Origin of the sequence: Flavobacterium sp. CHNK8 (genome assembly GCF_019774515.1) — a bacterium.
GTDB classification, from domain to species: domain Bacteria; phylum Bacteroidota; class Bacteroidia; order Flavobacteriales; family Flavobacteriaceae; genus Flavobacterium; species Flavobacterium tiangeerense.
This window is the reverse complement of record NZ_CP081492.1, coordinates 1,192,190-1,207,932: the sequence shown is the minus strand read 5'-3', so window position 1 is coordinate 1,207,932 and position 15,743 is coordinate 1,192,190. Positions and strand designations below refer to the sequence as shown.

The 15,743-nt window shown below is 34.8% G+C and carries 11 protein-coding genes; 2 read left to right on the top strand and 9 right to left on the bottom strand.

Annotated elements, in window-relative coordinates; genetic code table 11:
* Positions 1-3: 3 nt before the first annotated feature.
* On the bottom strand, positions 4-768 hold the full coding sequence (locus tag K5V07_RS05140) for an MBL fold metallo-hydrolase (RefSeq protein WP_221916649.1): 765 nt from the start codon (positions 766-768) through the stop codon (positions 4-6).
* A 90-nt stretch (positions 769-858) separates the two neighbouring features.
* On the opposite strand from K5V07_RS05140, the gene K5V07_RS05135 reads away from it, so the two are divergent.
* Positions 859-2,319 carry a TonB-dependent receptor gene (locus K5V07_RS05135; protein ID WP_221916648.1) on the top strand — a complete coding sequence of 487 codons (1,461 nt, stop codon included), beginning with the start codon at positions 859-861 and terminating at the stop codon, positions 2,317-2,319.
* Between the two features lie 93 nt (positions 2,320-2,412).
* Here the strand turns inward: K5V07_RS05135 and bcp are convergent, their stop codons facing one another.
* Complete coding sequence (bcp, locus tag K5V07_RS05130; protein ID WP_221916647.1) at positions 2,413-2,865, bottom strand: thioredoxin-dependent thiol peroxidase; 453 nt, start codon at positions 2,863-2,865, stop codon at positions 2,413-2,415.
* An 84-nt stretch (positions 2,866-2,949) separates the two neighbouring features.
* Between bcp and nth the strand changes: the two genes are divergently transcribed.
* Positions 2,950-3,612 carry an endonuclease III gene (gene nth, locus K5V07_RS05125; protein WP_144892452.1) on the top strand — a complete coding sequence of 221 codons (663 nt, stop codon included), beginning with the start codon at positions 2,950-2,952 and terminating at the stop codon, positions 3,610-3,612.
* 236 nt (positions 3,613-3,848) lie between these two features.
* On the opposite strand, the gene K5V07_RS05120 is transcribed toward nth, so the two are convergent.
* From K5V07_RS05120 to K5V07_RS05090, 7 genes are all read right to left on the bottom strand, one after another.
* Positions 3,849-4,433, bottom strand: a complete 585-nt coding sequence (locus K5V07_RS05120) for an RNA polymerase sigma factor (RefSeq protein ID WP_221916646.1) — start codon at positions 4,431-4,433, stop codon at positions 3,849-3,851.
* A 263-nt stretch (positions 4,434-4,696) separates the two neighbouring features.
* Entirely contained in the window at positions 4,697-5,455 is a 759-nt protein-coding gene (locus tag K5V07_RS05115; RefSeq protein ID WP_221916645.1) for a family 16 glycosylhydrolase, read from the bottom strand.
* 6 nt (positions 5,456-5,461) lie between these two features.
* Complete coding sequence (gene bglX / locus K5V07_RS05110; protein ID WP_221916644.1) at positions 5,462-7,756, bottom strand: beta-glucosidase BglX; 2,295 nt, start codon at positions 7,754-7,756, stop codon at positions 5,462-5,464.
* A gap of 74 nt (positions 7,757-7,830) precedes the next feature.
* On the bottom strand, positions 7,831-9,471 hold the full coding sequence (locus tag K5V07_RS05105) for a family 16 glycosylhydrolase (RefSeq protein ID WP_221916643.1): 1,641 nt from the start codon (positions 9,469-9,471) through the stop codon (positions 7,831-7,833).
* 77 nt (positions 9,472-9,548) lie between these two features.
* Entirely contained in the window at positions 9,549-11,144 is a 1,596-nt protein-coding gene (locus K5V07_RS05100) for a PKD domain-containing protein (protein WP_221916642.1), read from the bottom strand.
* Between the two features lie 20 nt (positions 11,145-11,164).
* Positions 11,165-12,640, bottom strand: coding sequence for a RagB/SusD family nutrient uptake outer membrane protein (locus tag K5V07_RS05095; RefSeq protein ID WP_221916641.1), 1,476 nt, complete (start codon positions 12,638-12,640; stop codon positions 11,165-11,167).
* An 11-nt stretch (positions 12,641-12,651) separates the two neighbouring features.
* Positions 12,652-15,693, bottom strand: coding sequence for a TonB-dependent receptor (locus K5V07_RS05090; protein WP_221916640.1), 3,042 nt, complete (start codon positions 15,691-15,693; stop codon positions 12,652-12,654).
* Positions 15,694-15,743 lie beyond the last annotated feature (50 nt).

The window sequence follows — 15,743 nt, the reverse complement described above, 5'->3', positions numbered from 1 at the left end:
TAATTAAATTATAATTTCCAAATTATCATAAGCAAGACACACGTTATCAGGAAGATGTTTTTCTACCTCTTCATGAAAGCCCAATACATGACTAATGTGTGTGAGATATGCTTTTTCTGGTTGCACCAAATTTATGAAATCTAAAGCTTCTTTCAAATTGAAATGTGTATCATGCGGCTCTTCTCGCAAGGCATTGATCACTAAAACTTTCAAATTTTTCAATTTTAAAACCTCCTCGTTGCTGATTGTTTTTACATCTGTTAAATAGGCAAAATCATCAATTCGATAACCAAAAACCTGCAAACTCCCATGAAGTACATCAACAGGTACGATCATTTTTTCACCCAGTTCAAAAGGCTGATTATTGATGACCTCTATCGTTTTTACAGAAGGTGCTCCTGGGTATTTATTTATGGTTTCAAAAACATAAGCAAAACGCTCCTTAAGATTATTAATTACTCGTGTATGAGCATAAATAGGAATCTCTCCTTGTTTAAAATTAAAAGGTCTAATGTCATCAAGTCCTGATGTATGATCTGCATGCTCGTGAGTAAACAAAATAGCATCTACTTTTTGACAATTAGACACTAGCATTTGCTGCCTAAAGTCAGGACCACAATCAATAACGAAAGAATAGTCATCCCACGATATCCAAACTGATACTCGCAACCTTTTGTCTTTAAAATCAGTACTCTTACACACCGGATGGTTACTACCTATAACGGGAATGCCTTGAGAGGTTCCCGTTCCTAAAAAATATACTTTCAATTCAATAGATTTTATTTGCAAAAATAGGGTTAATTATCTTTCTATAATAAGCTATTTCATTAACTTTGTAACATATTAGGAATTAAAAAAATGGATACAGAGATAAAATTAAAAGGTGATAAAATCATCGAACAAATCCCATCAATAAAAGACAAAGCACTTCGTATCAATTTGAACGAAAATATTTATGGGACATTTGCTGAAATTGGAGCTGGACAGGAAACTGTAAGACATTTTTTTAGATCTGGTGGTTCTTCTGGAACAATTGCAAAAGCCATGTCTGCTTATGATAAAGACTTTAGTGATGCCGTTTACGGTGTAGAATCGGACGGTAGGTATGTAACAGAGAGTAGGTTAAAAAAAATGCTTTCGCATGAAGTAAACCTTATCGAACAAAGGTTGAGTCGTGAAAAACATCCTAATAAAATGTTTTTTAGTTACGCCAACACGGTTGCCACAATAGATTTTGCTAAACAATTTAAAGGCCACGGATGGGTAGGAATTAGCTACCAAATTGAACCTGACGAAGATTACAATGAAATTATACTTCACATTCGTTTTAAAGAAACAGATGTAAGATTACAACAAGAAACCTTAGGGATTTTAGGTGTAAATTTAATTTACGGAGCTTTTTATAAATACAATGACCCTAAAAGATTACTTCGTTATTTATACGATCACCTTGATAAAGACCAACTTGAAATTGATACCATAAATTTCTCTGGACCTCGATTTGCGGATGTAGACAACAGATTGATGAGTTTACAACTTGTTAAAAATGGCATGACCGATGCCGTGATGTTCAACCCAGATGGTAAAAATATTCTTCCAGCAGCTATTTTATATAAGAAAAACATACTTGCTTTTAGAGGAAGTTTTCGTCCTGTGACCAAGGTAAATATGGATATGTATGAAAAGTCTTTAAAAATGTTTTTGAATGAAAACAAAGTAGATAAAGACAATACACTAGTTGTTTTTGAAATTACTTTATCTAATTTACGTTCTGATGGAGAGATTAACGAAAGGGATTTCATGGATCGTGCTGAGCTTTTATGTTCACTAGGGCAAACCGTTATGATCTCTAATTTTCAAGAATATTATAAAGTTGTAGAATACTTTGCTAATTATACTAAGGCTCGAATGGGTCTAGCATTAGGTGTAAATAACTTAATCGATATTTTTGACGAAAAATACTATCGCCATTTAAGCGGAGGAATTCTTGAAGCTTTTGGGAAATTATTCTATCGCGATATGAAAGTTTTCTTGTATCCAATGATAGGAGAAAACGGTGAAATAATTAACTCTGACAATTTGAAGGTACATCCACGAATGAAAGAACTCTACAAATTCTTTAAATTCAATGGAAAAGTAGTTGATATTGATGATTATGATCCTACAATCTTAAATGTGTTTTCTCGTGAAGTACTCAACATGATTAATCACGGTAAACCAGGATGGGAAAGTATGTTGCCATCAGGTATAGCCGAAATCATTAAAGAGCACCAATTATTTGGTTATGAACCTCAAAAAGTCTTAAACGAAAGCAATTAACTTTTAGCTATATATAAAAATCCAGTACACAAGAATACAATCTTGAATACTGGATTTTTTATTTTGTTGAAATTATGTAAATCCTAAATTGTATTATTTTAAGATTTGAGCGGCGTGTACTTTGGTTTTCACATCAGATATAACCTCATCAATAAAACCTTCTTCGTTAATTACAAAAGTAGTTCTGTGAATTCCATCGTATTCTTTACCCATAAACTTTTTTGGTCCCCAAACACCAAAAGCCTGAATAACTGATTTATCTTCATCAGCAAGCAAAGGGAAAGGAAATTCATATTTGTCTTTAAACTTGGCTTGAGCCTTTGCACTATCAGCACTCACTCCTAATAATGCGTAATTATTAGCCTGAAAGCGTTCAAAATTATCTCTCAAATCACAAGCTTCAGCTGTACATCCAGGAGTACTTGCTTTTGGATAGAAAAAAACGACTAGTTTTTTACCTGCATAATCTGCTAATTGATGTTTTTTACCTTCTTGGTCTAAACCTATAAAATCTGGAGCTTTATCTCCTTTCGTTAATGTTGTCATTGTAATAATATTTAATAGTGAAATGGTTTGTTAGTTGCATTTGAAATTAGAAATGATTTTCTTTACAAATCAAATTTAGGAATAATGACCAAACAGGAACGCGTAACTTTTGTTATAAATACGTTAAAAGAATTGTACCCTACAATTCCCATACCCCTAGATCATAAAGATCCTTATACCTTATTGATAGCTGTTTTATTATCTGCTCAATGTACTGATGTGCGGGTCAATCAAATAACCCCAATACTTTTTGCAAAAGCAGATAATCCGTATGATATGGTAAAAATGACTGTTGAAGAAATAAAAGAAATCATTAGACCCTGCGGTTTATCGCCAATGAAATCCAAAGGAATTCACGGATTGTCACAAATTCTAATAGAAAAACACAACGGCGAAGTTCCGCAAAGTTTTGAATTTCTAGAAGAACTTCCTGCAGTAGGTCACAAAACGGCCAGTGTGGTCATGTCTCAAGCTTTTGGAGTACCTGCATTTCCTGTAGATACGCACATTCATAGGTTAATGTACCGCTGGAATTTAACGAATGGTAAAAATGTAGTGCAAACAGAAAAAGATGCGAAACGTATCTTTCCTGAAGAAACATGGAACGACCTGCACCTACAAATTATTTGGTACGGAAGAGAATACTCGCCAGCAAGAGGTTGGGATTTAGAAAAAGATATTATCACCAAAACTATTGGTAGAAAAAAGGTAATCAACGAATATCAAAAAAAAGTAAAACCACTATAAATTAGTGGTTTTACTTTTTAAAACTTACATTAAATCTACAATTAATTAGATACAATTTCATAGCTCCTATTGTCTATCTTAATGACAGTGAGAGCTTTTGAATAACTAAGCAAAAAAGAAATAATTTCTTTTTTAGGTTTCATTAAAGGTAAGGCATTTGCCTTTTTTGAGTATAATTTTGCCATAAATTCCACGCTTTTATTTTAAATAATAACGTAAGAATTAGAGGTATAGTATTACGTAGTTAAAACAATTTGATATTTGTCTATAACTTTTCTCAAATTAAGTAAAGCATAACGCATTCTTCCAAGGGCAGTATTGATGCTAACACCAGTTATCTCGGATATTTCCTTGAAACTCATATCTTGATACATGCGCATAATTAATACCTCTTTTTGATCAGCAGGTAGCTCTTCAATAATTTTTTTTATATCAATTTGTACTTGATCTGCGATTATTTTATTTTCAATAGATAGTGAATCATCAGACATGATTGAAAAAATAGAAAACTCCTCCGTTTCTCTATACAAAGGCATTTTTTTTGATTTTCTAAAATGATCTACAATCAAATTGTGAGCAATTCGCATTACCCATGGCAAAAACTTACCTTCCTCATTATAGGAATTAGACTTTAGAGTATTAATTACTTTAATAAAAGTATCTTGAAAAATATCATTCGTGATATCTCTATCCGGTATTTTAGAGTAAATAAAACCGTAGATTTTAGACTCGTGCCTTTTAATTAGTTTTGCTAATGCATCCTCGTTTCCAGACACATATTCTTTTACTAAAAGTGCATCGTTGAGTTGTATATTAACCATAATAGTACTTTTTTAATTTAATTAATTGGGGTATGATTTCTCAAAAAAGTAATTTTATGTAATAGGCTTTTGGTTTTCGTGGTTAATTTTAATTCAAATTTAACAAAATATTGCATTTAAATGCAAAAAAAAGAATAAAAATTATATTAATAAATTTAGAATCTGGTGAAATTATAAATGAAATTATAAACTTTCAACAAAAAACACTAAAAAGCCCAAAAACCTGGCTTTTTTAGTGTCTAGAGTTTAAAATAATTTGCTCATTATTGATACACTTTTATGTAATCAATATAAAATTTTTGAGGGAAAATAGCATCGTCAACTTCGGGCCCTCCAAAATTACCTCCTATAGCCATGTTTATAATAAAATAAAATGGCTGGTTGTATGGCCAAACAGCTTGGGTTTTTGATTCAGGCTGAAAAGTATACACTAACTTAGCATCTACAAAAAATTCTATTTTGTCAGGTGTCCACTCTATGGTATACAAGTGAAAACCCTCTTCAATAGACTCTATTTTTGTTTTTTTAGTGTTAATTGTATTTCCATGACTGTCCTGAGTATGTAACGATGTAAAAACCATATCTGGCTCCTTGCCCACATATTCAAGGATATCAATTTCTCCACACATGGGCCACCCAACTTGATCAATATTAGAACCTAACATCCAAAAAGCAGGCCAAATCCCCTGCCCTACGGGAAGTTTTGCTCTTGCTTCAAATCTTCCGTATTGAAATTCTTTTTTCCCTTTGGTAGTAATTCTAGTTGATGTGTATTTATTGTCTGCTTCTTTTTTTGCAGTAATTACCAAACAACTTTTTTCAATTTTATGATTATCAGCCGTATATAACTGTCTTTCATTATTACCCCAACCACAATTTGGACAACCGTCACCCAACTCGATGTTCCAAGTTTTTTCATTTAATGATTTTTCATCAAAATGTTCTTCCCAAACTAATTTGCGTGTACCCACTTGTGCGAATGAACAATTGAAAATTAGGAAACAAACCAATATATTTTTCATAAATGCTTAGTTTTTAAATTGAAAATCTTTTTGGAATTGCGTTACAGAACTGCCTCCAACAAAGACTTTAAAGTCTCCTGCTTCGGCTTCCCACTTTTTATTCGCGGTAAAAAACTCAATCGTTTTTTCATCAATATTAAACACGACTTTCTTAGTTTCATTAGGTTGTAACTCTATTAATTCAAAACCTTTAAGTTCTTTTACGGGGCGCGTAACGCTGGCGATCAAATCTCTAATATACAACTGCACTACTTCTTTACCTATTACATTACTTGTATTTTTAACATTGACCGATACTTGAATAGATCCACCTTTGGCGAAACCATTAGAAGACAATTCAAAACCTGAATATTCGAATTTAGAGTAACTTAAACCATGTCCGAATGGGAATTGAGGCGTGTTTTTCTCGTCAATATAATGAGACCAAAAAACACTTTCTGGTTCATTCATTACAGGTCTTCCCGTATTTTTATAATTATAATACAAAGGCAATTGCCCCACATTGCGCGGAAAAGACATTGGAAGTTTTCCACTTGGATTGTAATCTCCATATAGTACTTGTGCTATGGCGTTACCGCTTTGTGTACCTAACTGCCATCCCTCTAAAATTGCAGGAATTTTTTCTGCAGCCCACGGAATAGCAAGAGGCCTACCATTATTTAAAACCAAAACAATATTAGGATTCACTTTATACACTGCCTCTAGTAATTCTTGCTGTACACCTGGTAAATCTATCTCGGTTCTACTTCTACCTTCTCCAGATTGCAAACCGTGTTCCCCTAAAACCATAATCACAACATCTGCCTGTTTTGCATTTGCAATAGCTTCATCAAATCCGGTTTTATCAGTAGTGTTGATTTTAGTTTCCCAAATAAATTGAGTGCGTCCCACTGCAACATCGGCACCTTTTGAAAAAGTCAGTTGATTTCCAGAGTATTTTTGCAATCCTTCTAAAACTGAAACCGCCGTATTGTCTTCAGCTGCAATTCGCCAGCTTCCTAATGGACTTGTTTTATCATTTGCCAAAGCACCAATTAATGCTATTTTTTGCCCCGATTTTTTTAATGGTAAAATATTATTATCATTTTTTAAAAGCACAATAGATTTTTTTGCCATGTCTAAAACACCTTCATGAAACTCGGGTTTACCTACTGTGGCTTGCTCTCTTTTTTCATCACAATATTTATAGGGATCATCAAAAAGGCCCAATTCAAATTTGACTCTTAAGATACGTCTTGCAGCATCATTAATAAAGCTTTCTTTTACTTTACCCTCTTTGACTAATGCTACCAAATGCTCTACATAAGCGCTTGATTCCATATCCATGTCTGATCCTGCATTCATTGCAATCTCAGCGGCATGTTTACTATCTTTTGCATATCCATGAGCTATCATTTCGTTTATAGAACCCCAATCTGAAACTACAAAACCATCAAAATTCCACTCTTTCTTTAAAATATCCCTCTGTAAAAACGCATTACCAGTAGCAGGTATGCCATTCAATTCATTGAAGGAATTCATAAAAGTACGCACACCAGCATCAACCGCTGCCTTAAAAGGAGGGAAAATGGTGTTTTGCAACGTATTTTCGCTTACATCTACGGTATTATAATCTCTTCCTGATTCAGCAAAACCATAACCAGCAAAATGTTTGGCACAAGCCAAAATAGTATTGGTCGCAGCCAAATCATTTCCTTGAAAACCTTGTACGCGAGCCACCGCAATTTTACTTCCAAGGTATGGATCTTCGCCAGCTCCTTCCATAACACGACCCCAGCGTGCATCACGAGCCACATCAACCATGGGAGCAAAAGTCCAATTTAATCCCTCTGCCGAAGCTTCTTCGGCAGCAATAGCCGCAGATTTTTGTATGGCTTGTAAATCCCAACTTGCAGCTTCGGCAAGTGGAATAGGGCTAATTGTTTTATACCCGTGAATTACATCAAAGCCAAAAAGCAAAGGAATTTTGAGACGGGTTTGTTCCACAGCTATTTTTTGCAAAGCGCGAACATCCTTTACCCCTTTTACGTTAAGCATAGATCCAACTAAGCCTTTTTTAAGGTCTTCGTATTTTTTTGCGGCTTGGCCTTCTTTTGGAGTGGGTCCCGTAATATCCCAAAAACCATTGTATTGATTGAGTTGTCCAACTTTTTCCTCTAAAGTCATCAATTGAAGAACCGAATCAACCTTTCTATCTAATGCGTTTTTTTGCACCAAAGGAGTTAATGGTTGTGTGATTTTTTTACTACAAGCAACTACAATAAATAGGCTGCTTATTATAAGTAGAAATGAATACTTCATTTGTGGTATGTTTATTAAAGCAAAAGGCAGGTAAAAAAACCTACCTTTTACTATTATTGCTATTTCAAATATGCTTATTGATAGACTCTTACATAATCAATCTCCATTGAGGACTGACTAAAGGCTGTATCAATAGCACCTCCAAAGGTTCCTCCCATTGCAACATTTAAAATCAAAAAGAAATCTTTGTTAAATGGCAACGCACTTGTATTTGCAACCGTGTGAAACAATACATCATCAACATATATTTTTACTGATTCTGGGCTCCAAATGGTTTTGTAAATATGAAATTCAGAAGCAGCATTAGCTATTGTAGTTGAACTTCCATTACCATTACCTCCTGAATTTCCGGGATAATGTAAGGTGCCATATATAGTAGTAGGTTGACTGCCTTTGAATTCCATGATATCAATTTCTCCGCAGGCAGGCCAAGCATTAGTGGCATAATTCTCGCCTAGCATCCATATTGCTGGCCAAGTACCCGCCCCAGTTGTCAATTTAGCTCTCACCTCAACCCTTCCATAGGTAAATTCAAACTTGTTTTCAGACTTCAATCGAGCAGAAGTATAACCTGAACCTACTTTTTTAGCAGTAATTTTTAGGTTCCCACCGGCTACAACTACATTATCACTAGCGCTTGTATAAGACTGAGATTCATTATTACCCCAACCTCCTGCACCTAAGTCATAACCCCATTTAGTAGGATCTGGTGCTCCGTCAGTATTGAATTCATCGCTAAATTTCAATACATTATAATTCGCAGATGGTGGTGTAACTGCTGCTCCAGGTGCTGTAGTAGTAAAGGTGTGGTACCAAGCTAGAAATGGATTTCCTGCTTGAATTACTCTTACTCTCATTCTGTTATCCGTTAAAGAAAGTATTTCATAAGAACTTGAACCAACAAAATACCCCATAAAACCTCCATCGGCAATATTTAAAACAGTTCCCCTAGTTTGAGTGGCAGCTCCTGGATTTTTAGAAACAAAAGAATCTGATTTACTAAGAGTAACTATTTTTAATCCTGTAGTAACCAAGTCAAAACATGCATCTTCATTAACGCCCTTGAGAGCAGCGTTATAATACGTTTGTCCTTTGTTATCCAATTCAAATTTCATTTGTTGTCCCACTAACGAGAAGGTCATTACACTTTTATACAAACAAGTTGCAGCTTTTTCATTGGCAGCAGCCCTATAAAAAGAGGGGTAATAATTTTGTGTTCCAAAAGTAGGATCAGACCAAGCTACATTAGGACCTACACCCAAATGTTCTGGTTCACTTTGTGCCCAATACCATTTTTTACTAGTTCCACCAGTTAAAAATTGAACTGCAGCTTCATCTTTAAAGTTACTAAACACAGTAACCTCTATTGTTGTGCTAGAAGTAACTCCTCCGGCACCCGATGCTATGATGGTTACAGTATATGTATTGGTACCAGGCGTAGCGAATGGATATTCAAGAATTCCGCTTGGTTGATTTTTGCTTGTGCCATCACTGAAAATATATTTGTATGAAATTGCATTTTCGGCGGTACTTACAAATTTTACTTTTCCTGATCCATCTCCATTTGGAAATGCAGCTGATTTTCCAATAATTTCAGCAGTTACTTTTAGATTTGAGGGAGCTTCTATGGCTCCAAATCCTAGATTATCCTCCTGACAATTCACCATTAAAAGCAGGATAAAAACAGAAACTATTTTGATTAGTATTTTTTTCATTTTATTATTTTTTTAAAATTCAAATTGTAATAATGCACACTAACTATTAATGCTAGTTTTAAAAGTTAAAACCCTAATTAGTTGTGAAAGTAAACATTATCAATATAGACCGTATTATTACCAGATGGCGATCCTACATAAATTAATTGTGCAATATGCGCTCTTGTAGTTAAACCTGTAAATTGACTCAATGGAATGTCAATACTAACCCATGATCCTTGGGCTGGAGAATTTACTGTTATTTCATGTTCTACATCATCGCCTCCACTAAAAGCCCCATCGGCACCAAAATCAACTAGTTTAATCTTGAATTGTGTAAAATCAGAAGACCAAACATCAGTATGAAAGTGAGTCATAGCCGTTGCATTTATAGGAGTTGAAGTAGCCTCAATACCCACAAAATTTAGGGCGCTATATTTTTTAGTTGCATTTCCGCTTATACTCAAATCAGTTAATGTCGCACTAGACCAAGAAGTTCTCCAAGTATCGACAGCTACATTTGTATATGCATCACTAAACATAGAAATCACACTTGATGCAGTACGCGTAGGTGTTGGCGCTGCAGTAACAGAGCCTGCTGTGTTGTAGAAAAACACATTGTCTACATAAACTGTATTACTTCCTGCTGGAGCTCCTACTAAAATTAATTGCGCAATGTGCGAACGTGTAGTTAATCCTGTAAAATCACTTAATGGAATGTCTAAACTTACCCATTCCTCTTTTTTAGGATTGGCAATGGTTATTTCGTGTTCTCTATCATCACCACCGTCAAAAGTTCCGTTTGCACCAAAATCAACTAGTTTTACTTTGAATTCGGTTACATCTGATGACCAAATATCAATATGAAAAAATGTCATAGCCGATGCGTTTATAGGAGAAGAAGTAGCCTCTATTCCCACAAAATTTAATGCGCTGTATTTTTTTGCTTTGTTTCCACTGATATCAATGTCTTCTAAAGTTGCTTGTGACCAAGAAGTTCTCCAGGTATCAACTGCAACATTAGTGTAGCTATCACTAAACATAGAGATAACATTTGCAGCAGGAACAGTTGGAGCTGGAGCAGCAAATAAATTTGTAACCGTTACTGGAGTTATTTTTTGAGTAGTTGCTGCACCACCACTCAATGCTACAACACGTACATTGTAGGTTCCAGGGGTTTTGTAGGTGTGCGTAATTACTTGACCTTGCATGAAATCTACCGGAACTTCGTTAGGGACATCACCAAAATAAACTTGAAAAAAAGTCTCTAATTCTGCTTCTGCAGAAACATTTACGCTTAAATTACTACCAATACCAACAGTCGTTACTAAGTTTTTAGGTGCTAAAAATGAAACTGTTACATCTTGAATGGTTTCGGTTTTTTTGCCATTTAGGGTTATCCCAATGATTTTTGCTTTAAATACTCCCTCTCGGTATTTGTGGGTGTATGTCCCGCCAGGATTAACTATTACAGACTTGGTAGTAGCATCACCAAAAAAGATTTCAAATTGAGTTACTCCTTCACCTTTTGGCAAAAAAGTAACATTACCGGAATTATCTTGTGTAATGGTTGTGAGTGCCGACACGTTTTTTGGCGCACTTATAGTTTCTAAATCTACATCATTATTTTCCTCCGTACACCCAAAAGAAAGGGTCAGAATGAAAATACTTAGAATTAATTGTAACTTTTTCATATCTAAATTATGTTAATTTTTTAATACCCTTGATTTTGTTTCCAATTCCCATTAGAAAACTGAATTTCCTCGATAGGGATAGGAAATAATTCGTGTTTATTAGCTGTAAAACCTGGGATTTCTTGTGCAGCTTTACCAGTACGAACTAAATCAAAGAAACGATGTCCCTCTCCTACTAATTCTACTCTTCTTTCGGCTAAAATAAAATCAGTTAGTGCTGCGCCCGAAGAAGCGATATCATGATTTAAGTCCCCAAAAGCACGTCTGCGAACTAAATTTAGGTATCCTCTTGCTTTTACATCGTCTATTCCACCACGGTTGAAAGCCTCTGCTGCCATTAATAATACATCAGCATATCGAATAGCGCGGTAGTTGTTAGGATTTGTCAAGTTTAAATCACCTTGAGCAGTTGTGCTTCTTTTTCTAGGAATGTACTTTCTGTTAAAAAACCCAGTATGCTCGTATCCTTTTCCAAAAGTTGCTCCTGTGCTAGTAGCCCAAGCCTCAATATCTAGGATGGCTACTGCTTTGCGATTGTCACCAGCCTCAAAAGCGTTTACAATTTTTTGCGTAGGCACATTAAAACTAAAACCTGATGAAAACAAAGTGCCACTATAACTACGAGGACCACTAAAACCAACAGCAACATTCCCTTCACTACATTGGAGACATCCAAAACCGGCACCTTCAACATCAGTATATTGTACCTCAAAAACAGATTCTGCTCCATTTTCGCCTTCATTTTCAAAAATTGAATTATAATTTGGAACTAATGAATACGCCCCTGACGTTATCAACTTATCAAAAGTTGTAGCAGCTGGTGCAAATTTGTTTTGATACAAATAGGCTTTTCCTAACAAAGCAAGTGCTGCTCCACGAGTTGCTCTCCCTTTTTGAGTTGTTGTTACAGGTAAATTTTCGGAGGCAAAAATTAAATCGGCTTCTATAGATGCATAAACTTCTGCTTTTGAAGAACGAGGGATTTTTTTCTCATCACCTGGCACAAACCTTGCGTCTCCTTTCATCGGGATACCACCAAACCATTTTACTAATTCAAAATGATAGTAAGCTCTTAGAAATCGAGTTTCGGCAATAATTTGGTTTTTGCCTTGAAAATCTGTTTTATTTTTAAATTCTAAGATATAGTTGGCTCTTTGAACACCTGCAAACATCCAATCCCAGAGATTTTTTAAATTGCTATTCACAGGAGTGTGAATCATGTCATCTATTTGCTGAAAACCTGGAGTGTCTGATTGACTCTCGCCACCAGCAAGGGTATTATCTGAAGCTATTTCTCCTAAAAGTGAATTAAGATACGTGGTTTGCAACAAATCATAAGCAGCAATCAAGGCATTATCATAGTCCTCTTTTGAGTTGAAATAATTTTCAGAATCAATAGAATATTCCACTGGTCTATCCACAAATTCATCACTGCATGAAATGATAGTTGTGGCTATAGCTGCTATCATTACGGTACTAAAAAGATATTTTTTCATTTTAATTCAGATTAAAAATTAATGTTCAAACCTAACAGGTACGTTCTTGGAATAGGGTAAAAACCATTGTCAATACCTCCACCCAATGGAGCTCCACTTGATGCTCCGGGATCAAAACCTTTGTATTTTGTAAAAGTGTATAAGTTGTTTACACCGGCATACAAACGTACTTTTGAAAGACCTGCTTTTTCAATAAACTTATTTTCAAGTGCGTATCCTAACTGTATGTTTTGAATTCTTGCATACGAAGCATCTTCAACAAAAAAACTTGAAAAGTTTGAATTTCCTGTAGCGCCTGTTGTTACTCTCGGAGTTGAATTTGTACTTCCTTCACCTGTCCAACGGTCTAAAACATAATTCAGTCTGTTAACATCTGTTAGATTTCGTTCATAATTTCGAACCATATCATTGCCTACAGAGGCAAAAGTATACATGGCAAAATCAAAGTTTTTGTAGTTCATTTGAACATTGAAACCCATTGTTGCAGAAGGAATTGGATCACCAATATTAGTTCTATCACTGGCATTTAAAACACCATCACCATTTACATCAACAAATCTTAAATCACCCGGACTTGCCTCTGCTCCTAATGATAATTGAGATGGATGCGCACTTACTTCGGCTTGATTCTGAAAAATACCATCTGTTTTATAGCCGTAGAAATAACCAATTGGTCTACCTACTTCCATTCTTGATGGTGGTTGTTGACCAACTCCAAAGGATCCTCCCTCCAGATAACCAATACCATTGTTTACCTCTAGCACTTCATTTTTCAAGAAAGTAATATTGTAACCCACGCTTAAAGAAAAGGAATCCGAAAACTTATTTTTATAATCTAAAGCTAGCTCTAAACCGGTATTTCTAACCGTACCAGCATTAATTGTAGGTGCATTAGAACCAGGTGCAGCAGCACCATTAATTCCAGAAACAGGAATAAATGGGATTAACAAGTCAGCTCTTGTATCAATAAAATAATCTGCAACAAATGATATTTTGTTTTGAAGGAATCTTAAATCCAATCCTACATCAAACTTGCGGGCTTCTTCCCATTTTAAATTAGAATTTGGAATTTGGCCAACAGCAAAACCATTTACTAACACATCATTAAAAACGTAAGTAGCCTCTCCATTTAATTGAGAAATATATCCATTGTTAGGGATTTGATCGTTTCCTAAAGTTCCGTAACTTCCTCTAAATTTCATGAAATTAACAAACTTATCTTGACCAAAGAAACTCTCATCAGATACTACCCAACCAGCTGTAAATGAAGGGAAGTATCCCACTTTGTTGCCAGGTCCAAATTTTGTAGAAGCATCACGACGAATCATTGCCGAGAAAAGATATTTCCCTTTATAATCATACTGCCCTCTTGCAAAATAAGAAAGTCTACGTTCATCATAATTATACGAACTGTTTGTTACAACCGTTGCTATTCCTCTAGTTAAAGCAATATCAGCAAATTCCCATGAATTATAAGGAACATCAAAACCGGTAGCAAACAAACCATTACCGTACTCTTTAAAAATGGTATTCCCTATAGTTGCTGTGATATTATGAGCATCGGCAATTTTTTTAGTATAGGTACCGTAAATATCAAATGAATAATTATTGTCGTTTATGGCACCTTGAGTTACAGAACTTCTTTGTACATCAAAAACTTTTCCTCCATAACTGATTTGTTTAGAAAATGTTTTCGACTCGCTATTAGACGTATTAAATCCTAGTGAACTAGTAATCACAAAATCTTTAAAGAGTTTATAATCTAACCCAAAATTTCCATTTAACTTCTTGAAGTTATAATCGTTATAGGTATTTGCAATTTGAGCTAAAGGATTTATTATTTCGTTACCAAGACCTGTACCTGCAAGTGTAAAGTCACCATTAGCATCATACGGTTTTAGTGTAGACGGCATATTCAACGCATTAAATAACACTGAACCTAAACCACCTTCATTAAGTGTATTTCTAGTAAAATAAGTGTAAATAACATTCGTTTTTAATTTCAATCTATCAGTAACATCAGCACCAAGTGCAATTCTTGCAGTATTTCTTAAAAAGCCTGATTTTTTTTCTCCAATGATCCCTTCTTGATCAATGTGAGAACCACTCACTGCATACGTAATTTTATCAGATCCTCCAGAGAAAGAAATATCATGATTGATTAATGGAACTGAAGTACTAAAAATTTCATTCTGCCAGTCTGTTCCTTTACCCAAACCTGATACATTTGGAAAAGGAATTGTGTTACCTCCATTGGCATAACTTTCATTTAGTAATAATGCATATTCAGTGGCATTAAGAGTCGGTAATTTTCTTGAAGTTTCTTGAAAACCAGTATAAGCATTGTAACTAATTTTAGATTTGGTATTCTTTTTACCTGATTTGGTTGTAATCAAGATAATACCATTTGCACCAATAGTACCATAAATGGCAGCTTGAGCATCTTTTAAAACCGTAATAGTTTCTATATCATTAGGATTTAGTAAGCCTAACTCCCCTACATAACCATCTATAATAGTAGTCGGTTTATTTTCTCCATTTGTAGCAATACCTCTAATTCTTATATCTAAAGCTGCTCCAGGTGCTCCAGATGTGGAGGTTACATTTACTCCAGACACCGTTCCTTGCAACGCTTGTTCTACTCTAACTGGTTTTAAAACCTCAAGCGTTTTGCTATCTACAACAGAAACCGCTCCTGTTACTTCTCGCTTTTTTTGTGATCCGTAACCAATGACAACAATTTCGTCTAATGTATTTGCATCTTCTTTTAAAACGATTGATAGGTTTTGTGTGGCTTGTGTAACCTTATATTCTACACTTTTAAAACCTACGAAAGAGAATATTAAAACGGAATTAGGCGAAACACCTTTTACATAAAAACGGCCATCAAAATCTGTTGTGGTTCCTGATGAAGAATTTTTTACTTGAATATTTACCCCTGGTATTGGTAAACCAGAACTTGCCTCTTTGACAACACCTCCTACATCATACCCTTGAGAAAAACCCAAAGTGGTTATGAATAGAAAAAAGATTAATAGATAGTTTGACTTCATAATTTATGTTTTTTGTGAATTATAAAATTAACACCTAAAGACTGCTAATT